Genomic DNA, 21,274 nt, shown 5'->3' with positions numbered 1-21,274 from the left:
TGTAGGGTAATTCGGTAATCCATTTGGGCTAGTCGCAGCCGATGGAAAAATGCAGTTGATGGATCGCTTTTGGGGCAAGATGAATCAGTGCGATCCCGGAATTAAATGCATCGGGCGGGCAGCTCATAGGCTCTACCGCGAGACCTTTTCGGCTGAGTTTTTCGCCGGTATAGATCTGTAGCCAGGGCTGGGTGCTGCGTAAAAATGTAGACATGTTCTGCGTTGGGCTGGTAAGTCTGACCTCCCACTCCGCCGGGGCAGTCGCGGTCTTAACCGCATGATCAAGGCGCGTTTCGCCGAGCAGGCATGATGCGGAAAAATCCCTGCCTGCGGGCAATTCTTCGCTTGCAGGCAGTGTTAATACACAGCTATCGATGCTTTGCAGATTACAAGTCAAATAAGGATGTGCGCCCGCGCCATAAGGGGCTGATTCATCGCCAATGTTTTGCGTACGAATAAATACGTGCAGCCCACTGGCGGCATCTAACCGATAAATCACTTCCGATATCAACGCAAAGGGATAGCCGTAAGAGGGCGGCAGAAAAATCGTTAGCGACGCTTCCGTCGCCGACTGATAATTAATCTGCCAGTCTCGCCAGGCTAACAGACCGTGAATGGCGGTCTGCGAAACCGGGTCGTTAATGGCAAGCTGGAAAACCTTGCCGTTATAGGAGTAGCAGCCATTTGTCACGCGATTGGGCCAGGGAATCAATACTTTCCCCAGATGCGCCATGGGTATTTCTTCCGGTTTATGCGGGATGACCACATGGCGTCCATGATGGGTCAGTTCCGCCAGACCTGCGCCAACCGTGACGATTTTCGCCTGGTAATGGCCCGCATTAAGCTGAATAGTTTTTCCACCGCTGTGCATGGCTGCCATCCTCATGACCTATTTCGCGTTGATATCCAGGAGACCCGCCGCGACCGCCGGAGCCAGGCCCGGCGCCAGTGGCAGACGAGGAATGACCAGACAGTGCAGCAGATGGTAAATATCTTGCTTGCCGTCCCACACTTTGGTGGTCACTTTGTTATCGGCGTCCAGCTCTTGCCACCAGGAACCATTTTCATAGTCCATCAGGTACTTAATGCAGTAGTCCCACCATTTCTGATACCACTCTTCATACTGGCTATCGCCCGTCAGGGTGTAGAGGGCGTAGGCCGTACCCATCGCTTCCACAATCGGCCAGCGCACGCGTTCACGTACGATAGGTTTACCGTCCCAGTCGACTGAGTAGACAAAACCGTCTGCGCCATCTGGCGCCCAGGCGTCGCGGATAGTGGCATGGAACAGACCTTTCGCGTCTTCCAGCAGCCAGGCGGGCGGCGTTTCGAAGCGGGCCTCCAGCGCAGCATGGAGATGGAGCATCAGACGGCCCCACTCAATCCAGTGACCTGGCGTACCGCCGTAGGCGCGAAAACGGTGGGCAGGATTATCTTTGTTGTAGTCGCGGATAGGGTTCCACTGTGAATCGAAGTGTTCATTGACGCGGTAATCACCGTTGCGCGCCACATCATGAATAATTACCGACGCGATACGCAGCGCGCGATCCAGCCATTTTTTGTCATGGGTAACGTCATAAACAATCAGGAACGCTTCGACGGCGTGCATATTGGCGTTGCCGCCACGGTAGTCTTCGGTTTTGCTGAAGGCTTCATCCCAGGACTCCAGGCACATCTGCTCTTCTTCACTCCAGAAGTATTTCTCAATCACTTCTATGGTGTAATCCAGCAATTTTCTGGCTTCAGGGTGCCCGGTCGTGACGGCGCTGGCCGCGCCCAGCAAGGCGAAGAAGTGTTGATAACCCTGTTTAGAGGCATCTACCACGCCCTGATCGTTAACGCAGGCATACCAGCCGCCGTATTTTTTGTCGCGCAGTGCGCCGTTCATGGCTTTGATGCCATGATCGACCAGATCATAAGCGCCCGGTCGGCCCATCGACGCCGCCACGGAATAAACGTGCAACATACGCGCCGTGATCCAAAGATGGGTGCCCATCTCTTCTTTGATTTGCCCTTTATTTCCCAGCCAGCCGAAGCCTGTCGGCACCGCGGCGTTTTTACCGAAATTAAAGATGCGGTCGGTTTCCTGCTCCAGCCAGCGGTTGTGGCTCAACGTGTTAAACCATTTCATTCTTTCATCCTCGTATTAACGACGTTTTGCCATCATTTCATCGACGATCTCGCCCAGACGTTGCAACTTAGGCGCAGAAACATCACGTAGCATCAGCTCGGTATCCGGTAAACCAATCACTGATGACCAGACCGCGCGTCCCGCCAGGAACCCGGATGCGCCAGCTTCCATGGCGACCCTGACCGCGCGAGGGAACAGTTTTTCGTCCACACCGGAAGAGAGGATGACCCACGGCATATTGATATGCCCATTCAGGCGTTGTGAGGCGGTAAGAAGATCGGAACGCGCGCCTTTGCCGTAGAGCGGCATTTCAACTTTATAAAGATCGGCGCCGCTGTCGCCCAGCTCTTTGGCCGCATCGATAATCGCCTGCTCGCGATCGAACTTGTCGCCGCAGCGCGGCGGACGAACAACCGGTTCGATAATGCTCAGCAAACCATTGGAGTGACATAATTCATTGAATTCTTTGACCATATCCAGACGCTGCTGCGCGTCTTCATCGCTGCGCCACAGCACCAACAGTTTTAAGGCTTTCGCGCCATCCCGTTTTACCGCCTGCGCATTAATTTTTTTATCAATGACCACGTTATCAACGGGAATACCGTTGCTCGGGATGAAATCATCCGCCGCGACGATCATGGCGCAGCTTTTAGCGACCGCGTTTTGTTCTACGGCCTGGCGATAACAGAACTGCTGATCCAGCAGAACGGCAGAGGCATACGGGGAAAGAATTTTCGCCGCATTCACTTTGAAATCCGTCAGCACGCTATCGGCAACGGGTGTTTTCGCACCAGCAGCAGCAAACATTAAACGCATCGCCTCGCGCTGATCGACAGCCAGCATGGCAAACCCGCCGGACGCTCGCGTAATGTCTTTGATGGTGTAGTTGTTCATTCAATTTTCCTTTATACAGTCGTTACTTTTTTACGTTGGCGGTCAGCCCGGCGCTGATGCGCACCTGTTCCAGGATGGCGCTCCAGTCTTCCCGATCGCGGCCTGCGGCCCGCGCCAGGTTATAAACTTCACGGGAGGCGGCGCCGAGCGGCATCGGTACGTGCAGTTGATTGGCGACATCCAACGCGATGCCAAGATCTTTGTGCGCCAGATCGATCATGAAGGCGGGAGACAGATCCCCTTTCATCACTTTATTCGGCCAGGTGGTGGTGAAATGCCCTTTGCCTGCGGCAGTGCCGCTCATCACTTTTAAAGCCACGTCGAAGGAAAGCCCCAGCGCTTCACACAGCACGGCGGCTTCGGCGGAGAGCGCATTTAGCGCAATACTCATGTAGTTGTTGATCAGTTTTACGCGAATACCCATTCCCGGGCCGCCGGTGTTGACCAGCTCATTACCCATCGCCATCAGAACAGGGGTAGCGCGCTCTACTTGCTCCGTCGTACCGCCTGCCAGCAGCAACAATGTGCCGGTAATCGCGTTGTCGGATGTCCGGCCTACCGGCACATCCATCATGCTGAACCCTTTGCTCTGCATGTCGGCAATCAGCTTATCGGTTTGCAACGGATGAATAGTGGACATATCAATGACCAGCGCTTCACGGGAAAGGGTTTCACAAACGCCTTGCTCGCCAAACAAAACGGAACGAACCAGATCGCCGTTCGGGAGCATGGTGATAACAAATTCAGCGCCGATGGTTGCCTGAGCCGGGCTGCTTGCAGGCTGCGCGCCTTTGTCTACCAGACGCTGTACGGCGTCGGGATTAACATCGAAGACGCTGATTCCGGATGGCTCCACGATATTTATCACGATTGGAACGACGGTTGAGCAGGTGGCGCGCGCGCTGCTCAACCATAATCATCTGCGCATTATCACCAATAGCCTGCGCGTCGCGCACATTCTTTATAATAACCCTCGTTTTGAAGTGATGGTGCCTGGCGGCACGCTGCGCCCGCATAATAGCGGCATTATCGGGCCATCCGCGGCGGCGTTTGTGGCGGGGTTCCGGGCGGACTATCTCGTCACCAGCGTAGGCGCGATAGAGAGCGATGGCGCGTTACTGGAGTTTGATGTCAACGAAGCCAGCGTAGTGAAAACCATGATGTCCCACTCGCGACATATTTTGCTGGCCGCCGATCATACGAAATACCATGCTTCTGCGGCGGTTGAGATCGGCAATGTGTCACAGATTACCGCTCTGTTTACGGACGAGTATCCAGGTCCGGCATTACAGAATTTACTTCAATCCCAGCAAATCGAAGTGGTTCAGGTGAGTCCTTCGCTGGACGACGCCGTTTCAGCGTGACAAGCGCCCTTGCGCCGGATGGTCGCGTCAGCGCTTTATCCGGCCAATAAAACGGCGCTGTGATGCAGGCGATATTGAACATCGTCTGCGTTTCTATTGTCTTTTTGTTAATTGATTTATAAAGGGATACATAGTCAAACTTCTCCTTTCCCGCTACAGTTATTCATCCCCGGTTAGCAAGGAGAATGACATGCTCTACATCTTTGATTTAGGTAATGTGATTGTCGACATCGACTTTAACCGCGTATTAGGTGTGTGGAGCGACCTGAGTCGAGTACCGCTGGCTTCGCTGAAGCAAAAATTTACGATGGGCGAGACTTTTCACCAACATGAACGCGGTGAGATAACGGACGAAGCGTTTGCTGAAGCTTTCTGTCATGAAATGGCGTTATCGCTCAGTTATGAACAATTTGCACACGGCTGGCAGGCGGTATTTGTCGGGTTACGGCCCGAAGTGATTGCTATCATGCATAAACTGCGCGAGCAGGGGCATCGCGTGGTGGTGCTATCCAATACTAACCGACTGCATACCCACTTCTGGCCGGAGGAATACCCGGAGGTGCGCGCTGCCGCCGACCATATCTATTTATCGCAGGACTTGGGAATGCGTAAGCCGGAAGCGCGTATTTATCAGCACGTCCTGCAGAAAGAAGGTTTTTCCGCTGCCGATGCGGTCTTTTTCGACGACAATGCCGATAATATAGAAGGGGCCAACCAGTTGGGGATCACCAGCATTCTGGTGAAGGATAAAGCCACCATCCCTGACTATTTCGCGAAGCTGTTATGCTAAAAACCGTTCACCAAAAAGCTGGACGCCATACGCGCCCTGTTCGGGCTTGGCTCAAGCTATTATGGCAGCGTATCGATGAGGATAATATGACGACTCTGGCGGGAAATCTCGCCTATGTCTCATTACTCTCCTTAGTACCGCTTATTGCCGTCGTTTTTGCCCTTTTCGCTGCTTTTCCGATGTTTTCTGATGTCAGCATTCAGTTACGCCATTTTATTTTTGCTAACTTTATGCCAGCCACCGGAGACGTGATTCAGCGCTATATTGAGCAGTTTGTCGCTAACTCCAACAAAATGACGGCGGTGGGCGCCTGTGGACTGATTGTGACGGCATTGCTGTTGATGTACGCCATTGATAGCGCCTTAAACACTATCTGGCGCAGAAAACGCACACGGCCAAAAGTGTACTCTTTTGCGGTGTACTGGATGATCCTCACGCTCGGCCCGCTTCTCGCCGGCGCCAGCCTGGCAATCAGCTCCTACCTGCTTTCTTTACGCTGGGCCAGCGATCTGAATACGGTCATCGACAATGTATTGCGCATCCTTCCGCTGCTGCTCTCGTGGATCTCATTCTGGTTACTTTACAGTATTGTCCCAACAACTCGCGTACCGAACCGTGACGCCCTTGTCGGCGCGTTTGTCGCAGCGTTGCTGTTCGAGGCCGGAAAGAAAGGTTTCGCGCTTTATATCACCATGTTCCCGTCATATCAGCTCATTTATGGCGTACTGGCAGTGATCCCTATCCTGTTTGTCTGGGTATACTGGACCTGGTGTATAGTCTTGCTTGGCGCAGAAATAACTGTCACTCTCGGGGAATACCGAAAACTCAAACAAGCCGCAGAACAAGAAGAAGCTGACCAACCATGATTGCATTAATTCAACGCGTAACCCGTGCCAGCGTCACCGTGGAGGATGAGGTGACGGGTGAAATCGGCCCAGGACTTTTGGTGTTATTGGGTGTCGAAAAAGAAGATGACGAACAAAAATCGAATCGTCTGTGCGAGCGCGTGCTGGGATACCGTATCTTCAGCGATGCTGACGGCAAGATGAATCTGAATGTACAACAGGCTGGCGGCAGCGTGCTGGTGGTGTCGCAGTTTACGCTGGCGGCAGATACCGAGCGCGGTATGCGACCAAGCTTTTCTGGCGGGGCTGCGCCGGATCGCGCGCAGGCGCTTTATGAATATTTTGTCGAACGCTGCCGCCAGCAGGCGATAAACACGCAAACCGGACGCTTCGCTGCCGATATGCAGGTTGAGCTGGTTAATGACGGTCCCGTGACATTCTGGCTCCAGGTATGAGTCAGCTTCCGGCGTGGCCGCGGATAACAAGAGAGAGTACGGCTATGTATCACCTTCGAGTTCCGCAAACAGAAGAAGAATTAGAACGTTACTACCAGTTTCGCTGGGAGATGCTGCGTAAACCGCTGCACCAGCCGAAAGGGTCGGAACGGGATGGCTGGGATGCGTTGGCGCACCATCAAATGGTGGTGGACGAAGAAGGAAACTTAGTTGCAGTGGGCCGCCTGTATATCAATGCAGATAACGAGGCGTCTATCCGTTTTATGGCTGTACATCCCTCGGTACAGGATAAAGGGCTGGGGACATTAATGGCGATGACCCTGGAGTCTGTCGCCCGCCAGGAAGGCGTTAAGCGCGTCACCTGCAGCGCGCGCGAAGATGCGGTTGAGTTCTTTGCCAAACTCGGGTTTGTCAATCAGGGGGAGATTACTACGCCCACAACCACGCCAATCCGCCATTTTCTGATGATTAAACCGGTAGCATCGCTGGATGATATCCTGCATCGCGGCGACTGGTGCGGGCAGCTTCAGCAGGCCTGGTATGAGCACATTCCATTGAGTGAAAAAATGGGGGTGCGCATTCAGCAGTACACCGGGCAAAAATTTATCACCACGATGCCGGAAACCGGTAATCAAAATCCGCATCACACGGTGTTTGCCGGCAGCCTGTTCTCCCTGGCGACGCTGACCGGATGGGGACTTATCTGGCTGATGCTCCGTGAACGCCACCTGGGCGGGACGATTATTCTTGCTGACGCCCATATTCGCTACAGTAAACCCATTAGCGGAAAGCCAAACGCCGTGGCTGATTTGGGGTCGCTAAGCGGTGATTTGGACAGGCTGGCGCGGGGTAAAAAAGCGCGTGTCCAGTTGCAGGTTGAACTGTTGGGCGGCGAGACCGCCGGGGCAATTTTCGAAGGCATTTATATCGTACTACCTGCGAAACCGTTCGGCCCGTATGAAGAGGGCGGGAATGAGGAAGAGTAGCTGGACATATCCAACTACTCGATGAAGGCATCCGCTGGTAGTTTAAAGCGTTGTGTAAGCGCTTTAATATGATTAACCGTTAGTGCTCTGCGGCCATTTAAGATGTTGCTGACGTTCGATTTAGAACCAAGTTCGTTGGCAAGATCTGCTGCTTTGAGACCGTATTGATCCATGAGCGTTCGCAATACTGAAACGCCAGGGGGCGTTTTCTCCAGGTGTTGGTTGAGTGCTTTGAATTCCGGCGCATGTTTTTCGTATTCACTGATTCGGGCACAGAGTAATTCAAATAGTGGGTTTTCAAGATCGTCGTGGTCGACCAGAAACTCCACTAGCGCTAGTGCCCTGCGATACTCATTGTCATTTCGGTCTTCCCCCATCAGTGGGACGGTTTTTACCGCATCGCTGAAGGTATCAACGATCTTTTTTGCGCTGGTTGCATCCATCTGACGATGAGTTCTCATTCTTTATTACCCCGATAATATGCGGTCAGTTTGTCATATTCGGCATGGGAAACGATATGTTTCACAAATATCTTATGTAACCTGAAATCTATGTAGGAAATGAGTCTCAGGCTGTTACCAGAAACATCAATCACCCACCATTTATCTCTGTACTTAAAATTATCCAGTGAAGGAATATACCGCTTCATCTCTTCAGGCTGAGTGAATGTTTTTTTCTCCAGAACATTCAGCAACTCAGTGAGAGCAAGCTCATGGTTTGGATACATGAGCATCGCTTCATTGAACGGTTTTCGGCTGATAACATGCACAATGTAGTTCCATTACAAAGTTTTCAACCTGAAAACAATTTAGCGCAACGTCATAAAGTTTTCAAGTTGAAAACAAAATTGAATTTTAGGTCATTTTGCCTGTTGATGGACTTACAACACGCCAGGCCACATCTCGCATGGCGCTTCGTGCCGCCTGGCTCACGCCTCCGAGCTGGAAAAAGCCATGGATGACACCGAGATAGCGCTGGCAAGTACACGCCACGCCCTGGTCGTTCAGACGATGATATAGCGCTTCGCCTTCATCACGCAGTGGGTCGAACTCTGCGGTGAGGATATGCACCGGCGGTAAACCGGCAAAATCTTCACGCCATATCGGATTGGCTTCCGGGTGGCGGAGGTCGGTATCCTGGAGATACATTTCGAAACCCGATAGCAGCGTATCGCGGGTGATGATGTAGTCTTGCCCGTTGCTGGCATAGCTGGGGAAACTGGCAGTAGCGTCAAGCATCGGGTAGATCAACAGCAGCTTCGCCGGAGACCAGTGGGCGGTGGATTTCAGGCGTAGCGCGCTGACCAATGCCAGGTGCCCGCCTGCGCTGTCGCCAGCAAGCGTGATACGTTCACGATCGATGCCTAACTGCTCCGCGTATTGATGGACGATATTGGCCCCGCGTTCAGCGTCGTCATGAGCCGCAGGGAAGGTGTGCTCTGGCGCAAGGCGATACTGAATGGCAATCACCTTACAGCCGCTTTTCCAGGCCAGTTGCCGTAGCTGGGGGTCATGAGTCAGAAAGCCGCCGCTAACAAAACAGCCGCCGTGATAGTAGAGGATACAGGGTAGAGAACCGGATGCGTTTGGCGGCGAAACGACGCGAAATGTCATCCCTTCCAGCACGATATCTTCCGAACTCACCCGAATTTCTTTCTCACCCGCCAGCGTTGTGCTGGCAATATAGCCCGCTCTCCGGTCATCAATATTCTGCTCTCGTGAAGAGGGACGGCCCGCGGCGATAAACCCAGCGACCAGTTCGGCAATTCCTTTTTCCAGTGGCATATAACGCTCCTTTGACTGTATGTATGTACAGTTTGTAACCTGGTTCGTTGGGGATGGAAAGTGGTGAAACGAGGGGATGATGATTCTGGATAGAGGTTCGCAAAAAATGGAATGCGGTTGGCGCTGGGTTTTTAATTTTTGTACTGTGAAATGATGATGCTATACGCCATTGACGTATAGATTATTTTCACTACTATAAGCCAATGGCGTATGGAATATGCAATTTATAGAAACGGAACTCTTTACTGAAGATGTTAAAAAACTGCTCGATGATGATGAATACCATAAGCTTCAGGTTTTTATGGCTCAGCATCCAGATTGTGGTGATGTCATTCAGGAAACGGGCGGCCTGAGAAAAATGCGCTGGGGAGCGCGAGGCAAAGGAAAGCGTAGTGGCGTGCGAATTATCTATTTTCACCGTAGTCAACGGTATAAGATTCGCTTGCTTCTGATTTATCAAAAAGGCATTAAAGATGATCTCACGCCGCAGGAAAAAGCGGTGCTTCGTATGCTGAATGAGAGGTGGTAGATGGATAAAGTGTTATTTGAGCGATTAACTCAAAGTATGTCTCAAATGAATGAAATCATTGAAGGGACCCGTGAGCCTTCTCGTACCTTTCATATTGATGCAATGAAGATTAAAGAAATACGGCAGGCATCTGGGTTGTCGCAATCTAAGTTTGCAGAACTGATTTCGGTCAACGTGGATACGCTGCGCAACTGGGAGCAAGGAAGACGTTCACCGACAGGGCCAGCCAAAGCGTTACTTCGCGCCATTGCCAACGACCCGAGAAACGTTATACAAGCATTGCGTTATTGAGCAATGATCCGGCTAACGTAGATTGCTAGCCGGTATACCAGAGAACTTATTCCCCTTCCACCGGGAACAGGAGCGGGTTGATGGAACTGCGGGCGAACCCTTCCTGTTCCATGCGCGCGTCCAGCACCAGCGAGGCGAGGTCGTCGGCCACTGCTTCCACTTTCGGGTCTTTTTCCTGATAGAGAATCTTCAGGTAAGTCCCGCAATCGCCGCAGCTTTCGGCTTTCACCGCAGCCTGCTCATTTTCCAGCGACCAGTAGTGTAAGTCGCGGCTCTGTTCGCAGTTACTGCATTTTACGCGCACGACATGCCATTCGGTTTCGCACAGGTTACAGTGCAGATAACGCAGCCCCTGCGTGGTGCCGATCTGCACCATGCTGGAGACCGGCATCGAACCGCACACCGGGCAATACTGGCGCGCTTCACCGTATTCCGCGCGGGCTTTGCCTGGAATCAAGCTGGCCATTTGCGCCCAGTAAAGGGAGAGCGCGGCCCAGATAAACGGGGCTTTATCGCTGCTGACGGAGGCAAAATCCGAGGCAAACAGCGCGCTGGCCATCTGCTCCAGCTCCTGCTCTGAGGCTTTCTCCAGGTTCTCAATCACCGCCAGCGCGGGGCCGCTCATCTCGGGTTTTAGCTCGGCAATTAACGAATGCAGCAGTTTTTGCCAGTGCTTATCACGCGGCAACACGTGGATATCCAGCGGCGGCTTGCCCTGGTCGTTCGCTTCTTTAATGCGTGCGGTCAGATCCATCTCCAGCGGATGGTCGTACAGCACCACTTCCTGCGCGTGCGCGATAAGCGCGGCAAAGCGCAGGTAATCGCCCAGCGGGTTATTTTCAGCCAGCTCGCGCAGACGTTCGGCACGGCGGTTGTAGACGTTTTTGAGTCGGGGGAACAATAACGGCGGAATCATATCCGCCGTACGTTTCTCGCTCGACCCCAGCTCATCTTGCGGGATTATGCGAATACTCATTCAGTTTCTTTTTCCGTTGTCTTGCGGACTTCTCGGTACCAGCGTGGGTGATGCTTCTTCGCCCACGACCGGGTTACCCAGCCTTCCACCATCGCGGTAATGGTGCCTTTCACCCAAAGGGCGGCGTAGATATGCACCATGATAACCACAATTAACGCTACTGCGGCAAAAGAATGCAACATTAACGCGAATCGGATCACCGGGATTGAGAAAGCAGGCGCAAAGTACGGACGCCAGATAATTACCCCGCTCACCAGCAGCAGCACCAGGAAGATAATCGCCGCCCAGAATACGCATTTCTGACCGAAGTTATAACGCCCGGTGTCACCCACTTCCTCGTTGACGACGATCTTACGAATATTCTTCGCCCAAAAGATATCATCCCGATTGATTAGATTGTGGTGCCAATAACGGAAAAACATGATGATGAACGAGGCAAACATAACCACGCCCACAAACGGGTGCAGAATTCGCGCCAGTTGTGGGGTGCCCAGGATATGCATCAACCAGTTGAAGGATGGGAATAAAAAGCCCAGCCCGCTCACCGCCGCCAGCACGAAGCAGAAGGCGACGATCCAGTGGTTGATGCGTTCCGGCGCCGTATAGCGCACGATGGTGTCACGTCGTTTCATTTGCGCACCTCGTCTTTCTCTTCATGCAGGTTGTCATCTTCCTCTTCCGCGCGGTTCGGGCCGACGCCGACATAGTGGAAGACGCTGGCGGCAAAGGTCGCGGCAAAACCGAACGCGGCGAGCGGTTTCCAGACGCCTTTCCAGAACTTAACGGTTTCGCTGATTTCCGGGTTTTCCGGCAGACCGTGATACAGATTCGGCTTGTCGGCATGATGCAGCACGTACATGACATGCGTACCGCCTACGCCCGCCGGATCGTACAGACCCGCGTTGTCATAACCACGGGTTTTTAGTTCCGCCACCCGCTCGCCCGCCAGCGTTTTCATATCCTCTTTCGAGCCAAAATGAATGGCGCCGGTTGGACAGGTCTTCACGCAGGCCGGTTCCTGGCCGACCACCACACGGTCAACGCACAGCGTACATTTATAGACGCGGTTGTCTTCCGGGTTGAGGCGCGGCACGTTGAACGGGCAGCCAGCGATACAGTAGCCGCAGCCGATACACTGCTCGGACTGGAAGTCGACAATACCGTTAGCGTACTGAATGATTGCCCCTTCCGCCGGACAGGCCTTCAGGCAGCCGGGATCGGCGCAGTGCATACAGCCATCCTTACGGATCAGCCATTCCAGTTTGTCGTTCTGTTCCACTTCCGAGAAGCGCATTACCGTCCAGGATTTCGCGGTCAAATCAGCCGGGTTGTCATACACCCCGACGTTATTGCCCACTTCATCACGGATGTCGTTCCACTCGGAGCACGCCACCTGACACGCTTTACAGCCGATACAGGTGGTGACGTCGATGAGTTTCGCCACCTCTTCCTGGTGGTCCCGCGCCTGGGGCGCGGGGGTGAAACCGTTAGTGGCGGAACGACGAATGATGTCTTGCGATTGATAAGCCATAGGTCGTCTCCGTTACACCTTTTCCACGTTCACAAGGAAGGATTTAAACTCCGGCGTTTGCGTGTTCGCATCACCGACGAAAGGCGTTAACGTATTGGCGATAAAGCCTTTTTTCGCCACGCCTTCGTAGCCCCAGTGAATAGGAATACCGATGGTATCGATATCCTTGCCGTCCGCTTTCAGCGTGCGAATACGCTTGGTCACCACCGCTTTGGCTTTGATATAGCCGCGGTTCGAGGAGACCTTCACGGTATCGCCATGCGCGATACCGAGCTTATTCGCCAGCTTCTCGCCAATTTCCACAAACTGTTCCGGCTGGGCGATAGCGTTAAGCAACGCGTGCTTGGTCCAGTAGTGGAAGTGCTCGGTCAGACGGTAAGTGGTTCCGACATACGGGAACTTATCCGCTTTACCCAGCGCGTCGGCATCGTCTTTAAAGATACGGGCGGCAGGGTTAGAGATAACGTTCGGGTGCAGCGGGTTAGTGCCCAGCGGCGTTTCAAACGGCTCGTAGTGTTCCGGGAACGGCCCTTCCGCCATCTTATCGATAGCAAACAGGCGGCCCATCCCTTCCGGCTGCATGATAAACGGTCCGACGTCGCTGCCGGGCGCGGCGGCGCTGTAGTCCGGAATATCCCATCCGGCCCATTTTCCGCCTTCCCATTTCAGTAGCTGACGTTTCGGGTCCTAGGGATTACCCTGCGGATCGGCGGAGGCGCGGTTATAGAGGATGCGGCGGTTAAGCGGCCATGCCCAGCCCAGCGTGTTGCCGAGACCAGACGGGTCGGCGTTATCACGACGCGCCATCATGTTGCCTTCCGGCGTCCAGCTACCGGCGAAAATCCAGCAGCCGCTGGACGTCGTACCGTCATCACGCAGTTGCGCGAACGAACTGAGCTGTTGACCTTTCTTCACTACCACCGCGCCGGTTGCCGGGTCGATAAGATCGGCCAGCGCTTTACCATTACTTTCCATCGCCACTTCTTCAGAGGCGGGTTCGTATGGTTTGGTGTAGTTCCAGGTCATATTCAGCACCTGTTCCGGGTTGGCGCCGCCCTGTTCAGAGTACATCTTACGCAGGCGTAAGAAGATACCGGCGAGGATTTCGCCGTCGGTCATGGCAATTCCCGGGGCGTCCGCGCCCTTCCAGTGCCACTGTAACCAGCGACCGGAGTTAACGATGGAACCATTTTCCTCGGCAAAACAGGTGGAAGGCAGACGGAACACTTCGGTCTGGATTTTTGCGGGATCAACGTCGTTCGACTCACCGTGGTTTTGCCAGAAGGTGGACGTTTCGGTGTTGAGCGGATCGATAGTCACCAGGTACTTCAGTTTGGAAAGCGACGCGACCACTTTGTTTTTGTTCGGGAATGAGGCCACCGGGTTAAAGCCCTGGCAGATATAGCCGTTGACCTTGCCCTGTTTCATCATCTCGAAGTACTGCAACACGTCGTAGCCTTTGTCCCACTTCGGTAGCCAGTCGAAGCCCCAGCTATTTTCCGCTGTCGCTTTATCACCAAAGAAGGCCTTCATCATTGAGACGAAGAATTTCGGATAGTTGCCCCAGTAGTTGACCTGATCCTTCAACAATGGCTTCGGCGTATTGGCAGCCAGATAGGTTTGCAGGTCGGTCTGTTTTTCGCTCGGCAGCGTCAGGTAGCCCGGCAGACTTTGCGACAGCAGTCCTAAGTCGGTCAGTCCCTGAATGTTGGAGTGACCGCGCAGGGCGTTAACGCCGCCGCCCGCCATCCCCATGTTACCGAGCAGAAGCTGGATCATTGCCATAGTACGGATGTTCTGCGCGCCGATGGAATGCTGCGTCCAGCCCAGCGCGTACAGGAACGACGCGGTTTTATCTTTTGCGCTGGTTTCTGCAATGTACTCGCACACTTTCAGGAAGTCCGCTTTCGGCGTACCGCAGATATTTTCTACCACGTCCGGCGTATAGCGTGAGACATGCTGTTTCAACAGATTCCAGACACAGCGCGGGTGTTGCAGTGTCGTATCGCGTTTGGCAAAACCGTTTTCGTCCAGCTCATAGTGCCAACTGGTTTTATCGTACTGCCGCTTGTCGGCGTCATAGCCGGTGAACAGACCATCATCGAAGCCAAAATCTTCACGCACGATCAGGCTGGCATTGGTATAGGCCTCGGTGTATTCACGGTTGTATTTTTCGTTGGTCAGCAGATACAGCATCACGCCTGACAAGAAGGCAATGTCAGTACCAGAGCGTATTGGCGCATAGAAATCGGCCACCGACGCGGTACGCGTAAAGCGCGGATCGATCACAATCAGCTTCGCGCCGTTGTGAATTTTGGCTTCCATCGCCCAGCGGAACCCGACCGGGTGAGCTTCTGCGGCGTTACCGCCCATCACCACGACGAGGTTGGCGTTCTTGATGTCGACCCAGTGGTTGGTCATCGCACCGCGACCAAATGTTGGAGCAAGACTTGCTACCGTTGGTCCGTGTCAGACACGCGCCTGGTTGTCGACCGCGAGCATACCCAGCGCGCGGGAGAATTTTTGCGTTAAATAACCCGTCTCGTTACTGGATGCGGAAGCGCACAGCATCCCGGTGGTGAGCCAGCGGTTAACGGTAACGCCTTCGGCGTTCTGCGCCTGATAGTTGGCGTCGCGATCTTCCTTCATCAGTTTAGCGATGCGGTCAAACGCTTCTTCCCAACTGATCTGTTGCCACTTATCTGAACCCGGCGCGCGGTATTGCGGGAATTTCAGGCGGCTTTCAGAGTGGATAAAGTCCACCAGACCGGCTCCTTTCGGGCACAGCGCGCCACGGCTTACCGGATGATCCGGGTCCCCTTCGATATGGAAAATAGATGCTTTGGCGTTTTTCGCACCGTCGCCGAGGCTGTACATCAACAGCCCGCAGCCAACGGAACAGTAGGTGCAGGTGTTACGGGTTTCGCGGGTGCGCAGCAGTTTATATTGCCGTGTTTCCGCTAGCGCTACGCCGGGCGCGAAGCCCAGTGCCGCCGCCGTGGTGCCTGCCATACCGCCAGCGCAGATCTTAAAGAACTGCCTTCTGCTGACCTGCATGGTTTGCTCCTTGTTTCGACATTGTCACTTCTCTTTCACATTTCTCTATCCGAAACGCTCAGGGAGTGGTTGTTATTTTTCTTTGCGGACGGGCCCGCAAAGGTTCAGAATTGGATAAATTTTCCTCCATCCGGGAGGAGTTGTAACAGAATACCATAATGTTGGTGTGTGTGTTCTTATATGGTTAAAAGAAAGTGAACAATATACTGTCTGAAGAAGTCCTAAATGTGACTGATTTCACAACCTCACGCCAGTTGACTCTCTGGAAACGCGAGGATTTGCAGTCCCCCCAACTTGATGATGTTGCCGAGGAAGTGCCAGTGGCACTGGTGTATAACGGTATTTCGCATGTCGTTATGATGGCCTCTCCGAAAGATCTGACGCATTTCGCAATAGGGTTTTCTCTGTCGGAAGGGATCATTGACAGCCCGCGTGAAATCTATGGCATGGACGTTGTGCCGTCTTGTAACGGACTTGAAGTGCAGATTGATCTTTCCAGCCGTCGATTTATGGGGCTGAAAGCGCGTCGTCGCGCGCTGGCCGGACGTACCGGTTGCGGCGTATGTGGCGTGGAACAGCTCAATGACATCGGTAAGCCGGTGCAACCGCTGCCGTTTAGCCAAACGTTTAATCTCGGTAACCTTGATCGCGCGTTAAAACATCTGAATGATTTTCAACCGACGGGTAAGCTGACGGGTTGTACGCACGCTGCGGCGTGGGTCATGCCGTCGGGTGAACTGGCGGGGGGCCATGAAGATGTCGGACGCCACGTTGCGCTGGATAAACTGCTCGGCCGCCGCGCTACGGAAGGTGAGGAATGGCGGCAAGGCGCGGCGCTGGTTTCCAGTCGTGCGAGTTACGAAATGGTGCAGAAGTCGGCGATGTGCGGTGTGGAAATTTTGTTTGCGGTTTCTGCTGCCACCACGCTCGCGGTTGACGTCGCTGAACGGTGTAATCTTACGCTGGTGGGGTTCTGTAAGCCGGGTCGGGCGACGATTTATACCCATCCGCAGCGGTTAATCGCAGACTAAAATAGTACCCTCTACATTTGCGTAAAATATATATTTTCTCAATTTTACAGCCTCTCTTGATAACGGAATCACGTATAGTGGCGAGGCCATACAGGTTTTAATCGTTTTTATGCTGGGCCGCAGCTTATTCCAGCCATTCACGAAGCGCTTGCTACCCGGTACTTCGAGCGAAAAAAGCGCCCTTGGGGCGCTCTTTCGACAGTCGCTAACGACTTATTTGCTCAGTTCAGCGGTCATATGCACGCGATTTGCAGCGTGAAAAGCTTAGAACTCACGCTCAAGATGATAGCCATTATAGGTATCGATGAGTTCGTTATAAGCTTTAACCACAGCCTCATAAGAACCATCTACCATATCGCCGCTGCCGCTATTGAGGTAGTCCTGCTCATGCGAGGTATACGCCACGTTATCGCGCACGCGCCGAATGCGTTTTTTCACCTTGCCCTGGAATTTTTCCAGCTCAGAAATAAAACCAGGGAAGCTACGATGTTTATCTATATCAACGTTGATCTTCTCGTTTAGCTTCTGAGTATGCTCTTCAAAATCAGCGAGCTGTTTGCTTACTGCCGCCACATCAAAAGAATCATCAGCTACAGCGTCATTAAGCGTCTCGGCTTCCTGCATCGTCAAAAGCGTATAGTACTTAATGGATTTACCTTCTTTCTTCTCGGTCGCCTTAATTTCATTAGCCGCATGCTGCCCACTCATAATGGTAATCTCGGCGATATATTTCTTCGCAATGGGATCAAACTCATCGAACTGTTTTATAAACGTTTTATGGAACGCTTTAGCGCCAGCAAAGGCATCATCCTTGAAGTTATCTTGATCATAGTATTTATTCATACTATTGATTGTTTCAGCTAGTGGCCCAGCCGCATTAATAAATGCCAGAGCAGCACTATCCAGAGAGGCAAACGCCGGCTTTAATTCAGCCGCCGCCTTGATGTCTTTCCGGCAGTCCTGGATAAATGCAGGATACACAGGAACCAGCGGAGAGGGATCGTCTTCCTTACCGGTAGGACCGGTGCGGAAATCGTCGAATGTGTTAGCATAACGATTTACAGCACGGTAAATATCTGCCTGGAGATTATTATAACAATCAATGTAAACATTCAGCTTTTGGTTAAGAACATCGTTCGCATCTGCGCTTTCCGCTGATGTGGATTGTGTATTGCTCGCTGATGAATCCGCACTCTGAGCTACAGGTTGTTCGTCCGCTTTTTTTTCATCACAAGCGCTTAGCCCGGCAGTCATCAGCATAGCGATAATAATTGATGATAACAAATCCTTTTTCATTAGAATAACCTATAAATAATATCATTGAAATTTACAGATTCATTTTAATGAAAAAAACAGGTATGTGATTTATTCAACACAAAAAATACTTAATCCATATTTCATTATAATTAACATTATCAATATCAATGTGTTCGTTAAAATAAGAGAACCCCAACGTAAATATACAAAAGGCAATTAAATGAAAAGGAATTTATTATCCTCAGCGATAATCATTGCGCTAATGACCCTGGGCGCAACAGGATGTGATGACAATAATGTTAAAACCGAGGCGACGCCGGCCGCCAGCAGTCAGCCTGCGACGACAGCGCCTTCTCAGACGCCGGAAACGCAATCTGACGAAAGTCCAGCGCAGCCCCCAGCAGCGAAGCCAGAAACGGCAACTCAGCCCCCGGCGGCGAAGCCAGAAACGCCAGCTCAGCCGGAGGTTGACGCTGAAGAAGTTTATAGTGAAAAAATGGATGTCTATATCGATTGTTTTAATAAACTTCAATTGCCCGTTCAGCGCAGTCTGGCGCGTTACGCGGATTGGGTGAAAGACTTTAAAAAAGGTCCGACAGGGAAAGAGAGCCTGGTTTATGGCATTTATGGTATTACGGAGTCTTACATAACGAATTGCCAGAAAGAGATGAAACAGGTGGCCGCCTTAACGCCATTACTTGAGCCTATTGATGGCGTTGCCGTTAGCTATATTGATAGCGCCGCCGCGCTGGGTAATACCATTAACGAAATGGAAAAATATTATACCCAGGAAAACTATAAAGATGATGCCTTTGCTAAAGGTAAGGCGCTGCATCAGACATTACTGAAGAATATCGAGGATTTTAAACCCGTCTCGGAAAAATATCATGAGGCTATTCAGGAAGTAAATGACAGGCGGCAATTGACACAGTTGAAGAGAATAGAAGAAGCGGAAGGCAAAACATTTAACTATTATTCTCTGGCTGTCATGATTTCGGCAAAGCAGATCAACAAGGTTATTTCTGCCGATACCTTTGATGCCGAAGCGATGATGAAAAAAGTCGCGGAACTGGAAACAATGATTGCGCAATTGAAAGAAGTGAATACTGATGGCCGTAATTCTTCTTTCATCATCTCTGCGGCTGATTATCAGCTACAAGCTAAAAAATATATTCGTCGCATCAGAGACAATGTTGAGTATTCTGATTTTGAAAAGAAACGGGTGCAGGACCCTGCAACAGGATGGATGGTTGCGGATTCTTATCCGGCGTCGTTGAGAAGTTATAACGAGATGGTGGATGATTATAACCGCCTGCGTTGAGTGACGGCACATTAACTGAGCGCAGGCTGGCGCAAGTGCCTATAAAATTACGCTATAACGCCAATAAAAAGCGCCGATCAGGCGCTTTTTTCGTTTATGTATTCTTCATCAGGCAATATCTGTAAAAATAGCTGACGTAAACATTAACTAAAGAGAGCTATTAGAAAAACCAGTAATCTGAAGCTATCACAAGATGTTGACGTCACGCTGGAAGGTACTGGTAGTGTAATTGAGGATCGGCATTTATATGGAAAGCATTTATCTCGCCTGATGCGAAAATTCTGAGCCACTTCAGCATAGGGCGGCCCAGCTTTCATCACTTATAGGGTGTCACGTCCAACTATTCTGTAAGACGTTAATTAATACCCGCCAGCCGCAGCAGTGCTGTCACTACCGCAGCGGCGATAATCACCACAATAAGCGGCATTTTACGCCAGGCTAAAAATACGGCGAAGGCGACGCCCAATACGCGCGCCATTCCGGCAAAATGTTCGCCTTCGTAAAAGGTGGTCGCCAGCGCGACGGAGAATAGCAGCACCGTTGCCGCATCCGAGAGCAGCGCCTGCGAACGCTCAGACAGCGCCAGACGGCTGCCAAGTTTCGCGCCGCCGAGGCGCATCAAATAGGTTCCCGCAGACAAAAGAGCAATACCGATAATAAATAGCGTCATATTGCCCATTATTTTTTCCTCGCCAGTAGGCCAAGCAGCGAAAGCAACACCGGCAATCCGGCAGCCACAAAGGGAACGGCGGCAAGCGACAGCGCGGCGCCGCTGCAACCACGAATCAATGTGGTGCGGTTTTTAAACGCCGGGATCACCAGCGCCAGTAAGATTGCCGGGAATACGGCATCCAGACCGATGGTTTCTGGGGCAGGGAGCAGTTTGCCGACACCAGCGCCAATCAGTGTGCCAATCGGCCAGAATAGGGCGACGCCCAGACCGCATAGCCAGTAGGCGGCTTTACGTTGTTCGGGTGTTTTTTGCGACAGGCCGAACACCACGCTCTCATCATTCATAATATGGCAGCCGAAAAAGCTGGCGGCGCGGGTGCCAACCAAATTGCGCACCGTTACGCCAAACGGCACGTGGCGCGCATTCACCAGTAGTCCTGCCGCCGCCGCCGCTAACGGATTGCCGCCGCTGGCAACAATGCCGATAAACATAAATTCGGACGCGCCCGCCAGTACAAAAATAGAGAGGACAAACGGCACCCACAGTGGGAAACCGTAGGCCATCGCCAGTGAGCCATAGGACATGCCGACGACGCCCACGGCCAGGCACACTAAAAATATCGCTTTTATCGTGTCTCCCTTGAGACAGGAAAAATAGTGTTTCATCTTCTTTAGTCATATCGAACGAATTTTCATTATAATGAACGGAACAGATTTGCTTTACAAGACGAACATTTCGTTCGTTATAGTGAACGTTGGATGCTTTATGACACAACCTATTAGCGTCATTGCCAGAAGCCTGGTACGCGAACGCCAGCGAACCGGACTGTCGCTGGCGGAGATTGCGCGGCGCGCAGGCATCGCTAAATCTACGCTTTCACAACTGGAAGCAGGGAACGGCAACCCCAGCCTGGAGACGTTATGGTCGCTATGCGTCGCGCTCGACATTCCCTTTGCCAGGCTGCTGGAGCCGCAGGTACAAAAAACGCAGGTGATTCGCCGCGGAGAAGGCACCAAAGTGGTGGCGGAGCAGGCGCATTATCAGGCGATATTACTGGCGGCGTGTCCGCCCGGCGCGCGGCGTGATATCTATCTGCTGTTGACGCAGCCGGGGGCCGACCGGATCTCTCATCCGCATCCGCCGGGGTCGGTGGAACATATTATTGTTACGCAGGGAAAAGCCCTCGTCGGCTTAACCGAGGCGCCGGAAGAGCTGGCGGAGGGCGATTACATTTGTTATCCCGGCGACCAGACGCATATCTTTAAAGCGCTGGAACCGGATACTCAGGCTATCCTGGTAGCGGAGCAGAATTGAACTTGCCGGATGGCGGCGTAACCGCCTTATCCGGCCGACAAAAAA

The 21,274-nt window shown here is 52.4% G+C and carries 21 protein-coding genes and 3 pseudogenes; 10 read left to right on the top strand and 14 right to left on the bottom strand.

Annotated features, from left to right (window positions below; translation table 11 throughout):
- Positions 1–28: 28 nt before the first annotated feature.
- The 4 genes and pseudogenes from ACFK9X_RS22280 to yihU form a co-directional block, all read right to left on the bottom strand.
- Positions 29–886: an aldose-1-epimerase gene (locus tag ACFK9X_RS22280; RefSeq protein ID WP_151117760.1), complete on the bottom strand. Its 858-nt coding sequence runs from the start codon at positions 884–886 to the stop codon at positions 29–31.
- Positions 887–889: 3 nt separating this feature from the next.
- Positions 890–2,131: a sulfoquinovose isomerase gene (yihS, locus tag ACFK9X_RS22275; protein WP_000870934.1), complete on the bottom strand. Its 1,242-nt coding sequence runs from the start codon at positions 2,129–2,131 to the stop codon at positions 890–892.
- A 15-nt stretch (positions 2,132–2,146) separates the two neighbouring features.
- The gene (gene yihT / locus ACFK9X_RS22270) at positions 2,147–3,025 is read right to left on the bottom strand and encodes a sulfofructosephosphate aldolase (RefSeq protein WP_151117757.1); all 879 of its coding nucleotides are present in this window, start codon (positions 3,023–3,025) and stop codon (positions 2,147–2,149) included.
- Between the two features lie 22 nt (positions 3,026–3,047).
- A pseudogene (yihU, locus tag ACFK9X_RS22265) lies at positions 3,048–3,866 on the bottom strand (sulfolactaldehyde 3-reductase); the annotation flags it as partial.
- On the opposite strand from yihU, the pseudogene ACFK9X_RS22260 reads away from it, so the two are divergent.
- The 5 genes and pseudogenes from ACFK9X_RS22260 to fabY all read left to right on the top strand — a co-directional run.
- A pseudogene (locus ACFK9X_RS22260) lies at positions 3,865–4,389 on the top strand (DeoR/GlpR family DNA-binding transcription regulator); the annotation flags it as partial. The pseudogenes yihU and ACFK9X_RS22260 overlap by 2 nt on opposite strands.
- Positions 4,390–4,579: 190 nt before the next feature.
- Positions 4,580–5,179, top strand: a complete 600-nt coding sequence (gene yihX / locus ACFK9X_RS22255; RefSeq protein WP_000965695.1) for a glucose-1-phosphatase — start codon at positions 4,580–4,582, stop codon at positions 5,177–5,179.
- Positions 5,173–6,045, top strand: coding sequence for a virulence factor BrkB family protein (locus tag ACFK9X_RS22250; RefSeq protein WP_151117754.1), 873 nt, complete (start codon positions 5,173–5,175; stop codon positions 6,043–6,045). The genes yihX and ACFK9X_RS22250 overlap by 7 nt, the downstream gene beginning before the upstream one ends.
- A complete protein-coding gene (gene dtd, locus ACFK9X_RS22245; RefSeq protein WP_151117751.1) occupies positions 6,042–6,479 on the top strand; it encodes a D-aminoacyl-tRNA deacylase in 438 nt (145 codons plus the stop codon). The genes ACFK9X_RS22250 and dtd overlap by 4 nt, the downstream gene beginning before the upstream one ends.
- 44 nt (positions 6,480–6,523) lie before the next feature.
- On the top strand, positions 6,524–7,465 hold the full coding sequence (fabY, locus tag ACFK9X_RS22240) for a fatty acid biosynthesis protein FabY (RefSeq protein ID WP_001518251.1): 942 nt from the start codon (positions 6,524–6,526) through the stop codon (positions 7,463–7,465).
- 14 nt (positions 7,466–7,479) lie between these two features.
- Here the strand turns inward: fabY and ACFK9X_RS22235 are convergent, their stop codons facing one another.
- The 3 genes from ACFK9X_RS22235 to ACFK9X_RS22225 all read right to left on the bottom strand — a co-directional run bounded on the left by ACFK9X_RS22235 (position 7,480) and on the right by ACFK9X_RS22225 (position 9,249).
- Positions 7,480–7,926 (bottom strand): type II toxin-antitoxin system HigA family antitoxin, encoded by a 447-nt coding sequence (locus ACFK9X_RS22235; protein WP_001259011.1) that lies wholly within the window; start codon positions 7,924–7,926, stop codon positions 7,480–7,482.
- Positions 7,923–8,234, bottom strand: a complete 312-nt coding sequence (locus tag ACFK9X_RS22230; RefSeq protein ID WP_000558166.1) for a type II toxin-antitoxin system HigB family toxin — start codon at positions 8,232–8,234, stop codon at positions 7,923–7,925. The genes ACFK9X_RS22235 and ACFK9X_RS22230 overlap by 4 nt, the downstream gene beginning before the upstream one ends.
- 85 nt (positions 8,235–8,319) lie before the next feature.
- Complete coding sequence (locus tag ACFK9X_RS22225) at positions 8,320–9,249, bottom strand: alpha/beta hydrolase (protein ID WP_151117748.1); 930 nt, start codon at positions 9,247–9,249, stop codon at positions 8,320–8,322.
- A 217-nt stretch (positions 9,250–9,466) separates the two neighbouring features.
- Here ACFK9X_RS22225 and ACFK9X_RS22220 point away from each other — a divergent pair, with 217 nt between their 5' ends.
- Both ACFK9X_RS22220 and ACFK9X_RS22215 read left to right on the top strand, forming a co-directional pair.
- On the top strand, positions 9,467–9,778 hold the full coding sequence (locus tag ACFK9X_RS22220; RefSeq protein ID WP_151117745.1) for a type II toxin-antitoxin system RelE/ParE family toxin: 312 nt from the start codon (positions 9,467–9,469) through the stop codon (positions 9,776–9,778).
- Positions 9,779–10,069, top strand: coding sequence for a DNA-binding transcriptional regulator (locus ACFK9X_RS22215; protein WP_000362050.1), 291 nt, complete (start codon positions 9,779–9,781; stop codon positions 10,067–10,069).
- A gap of 46 nt (positions 10,070–10,115) precedes the next feature.
- On the opposite strand, the gene fdhE is transcribed toward ACFK9X_RS22215, so the two are convergent.
- The 4 genes and pseudogenes from fdhE to fdnG all read right to left on the bottom strand — a co-directional run bounded on the left by fdhE (position 10,116) and on the right by fdnG (position 15,633).
- A complete protein-coding gene (fdhE, locus tag ACFK9X_RS22210; RefSeq protein WP_151117741.1) occupies positions 10,116–11,045 on the bottom strand; it encodes a formate dehydrogenase accessory protein FdhE in 930 nt (309 codons plus the stop codon).
- A complete protein-coding gene (gene fdoI / locus ACFK9X_RS22205; protein WP_000829025.1) occupies positions 11,042–11,677 on the bottom strand; it encodes a formate dehydrogenase cytochrome b556 subunit in 636 nt (211 codons plus the stop codon). The genes fdhE and fdoI overlap by 4 nt, the downstream gene beginning before the upstream one ends.
- Positions 11,674–12,576, bottom strand: a complete 903-nt coding sequence (gene fdxH / locus ACFK9X_RS22200) for a formate dehydrogenase subunit beta (RefSeq protein ID WP_000331364.1) — start codon at positions 12,574–12,576, stop codon at positions 11,674–11,676. Before fdxH ends, fdoI begins: the two co-directional genes overlap by 4 nt.
- A 12-nt stretch (positions 12,577–12,588) precedes the next feature.
- A pseudogene (gene fdnG, locus ACFK9X_RS22195) lies at positions 12,589–15,633 on the bottom strand (formate dehydrogenase-N subunit alpha).
- A gap of 194 nt (positions 15,634–15,827) precedes the next feature.
- Here fdnG and fdhD point away from each other — a divergent pair.
- Entirely contained in the window at positions 15,828–16,664 is an 837-nt protein-coding gene (fdhD, locus tag ACFK9X_RS22190) for a formate dehydrogenase accessory sulfurtransferase FdhD (RefSeq protein WP_001059739.1), read from the top strand.
- A gap of 264 nt (positions 16,665–16,928) precedes the next feature.
- Here fdhD and ACFK9X_RS22185 read toward each other — a convergent pair whose 3' ends face one another.
- Positions 16,929–17,960 (bottom strand): YiiG family protein, encoded by a 1,032-nt coding sequence (locus tag ACFK9X_RS22185; RefSeq protein ID WP_000710967.1) that lies wholly within the window; start codon positions 17,958–17,960, stop codon positions 16,929–16,931.
- Positions 17,961–18,141: 181 nt separating this feature from the next.
- Between ACFK9X_RS22185 and ACFK9X_RS22180 the strand changes: the two genes are divergently transcribed.
- Positions 18,142–19,242: a YiiG family protein gene (locus tag ACFK9X_RS22180; protein ID WP_151117738.1), complete on the top strand. Its 1,101-nt coding sequence runs from the start codon at positions 18,142–18,144 to the stop codon at positions 19,240–19,242.
- A gap of 355 nt (positions 19,243–19,597) precedes the next feature.
- On the opposite strand, the gene ACFK9X_RS22175 is transcribed toward ACFK9X_RS22180, so the two are convergent.
- Both ACFK9X_RS22175 and ACFK9X_RS22170 read right to left on the bottom strand, forming a co-directional pair.
- A complete protein-coding gene (locus tag ACFK9X_RS22175; RefSeq protein ID WP_000527673.1) occupies positions 19,598–19,921 on the bottom strand; it encodes an AzlD domain-containing protein in 324 nt (107 codons plus the stop codon).
- Positions 19,921–20,580, bottom strand: coding sequence for an AzlC family ABC transporter permease (locus ACFK9X_RS22170; RefSeq protein WP_151117735.1), 660 nt, complete (start codon positions 20,578–20,580; stop codon positions 19,921–19,923). Before ACFK9X_RS22170 ends, ACFK9X_RS22175 begins: the two co-directional genes overlap by 1 nt.
- Positions 20,581–20,680: 100 nt before the next feature.
- On the opposite strand from ACFK9X_RS22170, the gene ACFK9X_RS22165 reads away from it, so the two are divergent.
- Positions 20,681–21,229 (top strand): helix-turn-helix domain-containing protein, encoded by a 549-nt coding sequence (locus ACFK9X_RS22165; RefSeq protein ID WP_023238467.1) that lies wholly within the window; start codon positions 20,681–20,683, stop codon positions 21,227–21,229.
- The last annotated feature ends 45 nt before the right edge of the window (positions 21,230–21,274 follow it).

This window comes from Salmonella sp. WC3, assembly GCF_042932255.1.
GTDB lineage: Bacteria > Pseudomonadota > Gammaproteobacteria > Enterobacterales > Enterobacteriaceae > Salmonella > Salmonella enterica.
The sequence above is the reverse complement of the archived record's forward strand: the minus strand, read 5'-3'. Positions and strand labels throughout refer to the sequence as shown.

What these genes read in the sequence shown, in the direction of transcription:
- ACFK9X_RS22215 (WP_000362050.1), top strand. Translation starts at nt 9,779, where the DNA reads ATGGATAAAGTGTTATTTGAGCGATTAACTCAAAGTATGTCTCAAATG.
- ACFK9X_RS22180 (WP_151117738.1), top strand. Translation starts at nt 18,142, where the DNA reads ATGAAAAGGAATTTATTATCCTCAGCGATAATCATTGCGCTAATGACC.
- fabY (WP_001518251.1), top strand. Translation starts at nt 6,524, where the DNA reads ATGTATCACCTTCGAGTTCCGCAAACAGAAGAAGAATTAGAACGTTAC.
- fdxH (WP_000331364.1), bottom strand. Translation starts at nt 12,576, where the DNA reads ATGGCTTATCAATCGCAAGACATCATTCGTCGTTCCGCCACTAACGGT.
- ACFK9X_RS22250 (WP_151117754.1), top strand. Translation starts at nt 5,173, where the DNA reads ATGCTAAAAACCGTTCACCAAAAAGCTGGACGCCATACGCGCCCTGTT.
- ACFK9X_RS22225 (WP_151117748.1), bottom strand. Translation starts at nt 9,249, where the DNA reads ATGCCACTGGAAAAAGGAATTGCCGAACTGGTCGCTGGGTTTATCGCC.
- yihT (WP_151117757.1), bottom strand. Translation starts at nt 3,025, where the DNA reads ATGAACAACTACACCATCAAAGACATTACGCGAGCGTCCGGCGGGTTT.
- ACFK9X_RS22175 (WP_000527673.1), bottom strand. Translation starts at nt 19,921, where the DNA reads ATGGGCAATATGACGCTATTTATTATCGGTATTGCTCTTTTGTCTGCG.
- ACFK9X_RS22170 (WP_151117735.1), bottom strand. Translation starts at nt 20,580, where the DNA reads ATGAAACACTATTTTTCCTGTCTCAAGGGAGACACGATAAAAGCGATA.
- yihS (WP_000870934.1), bottom strand. Translation starts at nt 2,131, where the DNA reads ATGAAATGGTTTAACACGTTGAGCCACAACCGCTGGCTGGAGCAGGAA.
- ACFK9X_RS22220 (WP_151117745.1), top strand. Translation starts at nt 9,467, where the DNA reads ATGCAATTTATAGAAACGGAACTCTTTACTGAAGATGTTAAAAAACTG.
- ACFK9X_RS22280 (WP_151117760.1), bottom strand. Translation starts at nt 886, where the DNA reads ATGAGGATGGCAGCCATGCACAGCGGTGGAAAAACTATTCAGCTTAAT.
- ACFK9X_RS22185 (WP_000710967.1), bottom strand. Translation starts at nt 17,960, where the DNA reads ATGAAAAAGGATTTGTTATCATCAATTATTATCGCTATGCTGATGACT.
- fdhE (WP_151117741.1), bottom strand. Translation starts at nt 11,045, where the DNA reads ATGAGTATTCGCATAATCCCGCAAGATGAGCTGGGGTCGAGCGAGAAA.
- fdoI (WP_000829025.1), bottom strand. Translation starts at nt 11,677, where the DNA reads ATGAAACGACGTGACACCATCGTGCGCTATACGGCGCCGGAACGCATC.
- dtd (WP_151117751.1), top strand. Translation starts at nt 6,042, where the DNA reads ATGATTGCATTAATTCAACGCGTAACCCGTGCCAGCGTCACCGTGGAG.
- yihX (WP_000965695.1), top strand. Translation starts at nt 4,580, where the DNA reads ATGCTCTACATCTTTGATTTAGGTAATGTGATTGTCGACATCGACTTT.
- ACFK9X_RS22235 (WP_001259011.1), bottom strand. Translation starts at nt 7,926, where the DNA reads ATGAGAACTCATCGTCAGATGGATGCAACCAGCGCAAAAAAGATCGTT.
- ACFK9X_RS22165 (WP_023238467.1), top strand. Translation starts at nt 20,681, where the DNA reads ATGACACAACCTATTAGCGTCATTGCCAGAAGCCTGGTACGCGAACGC.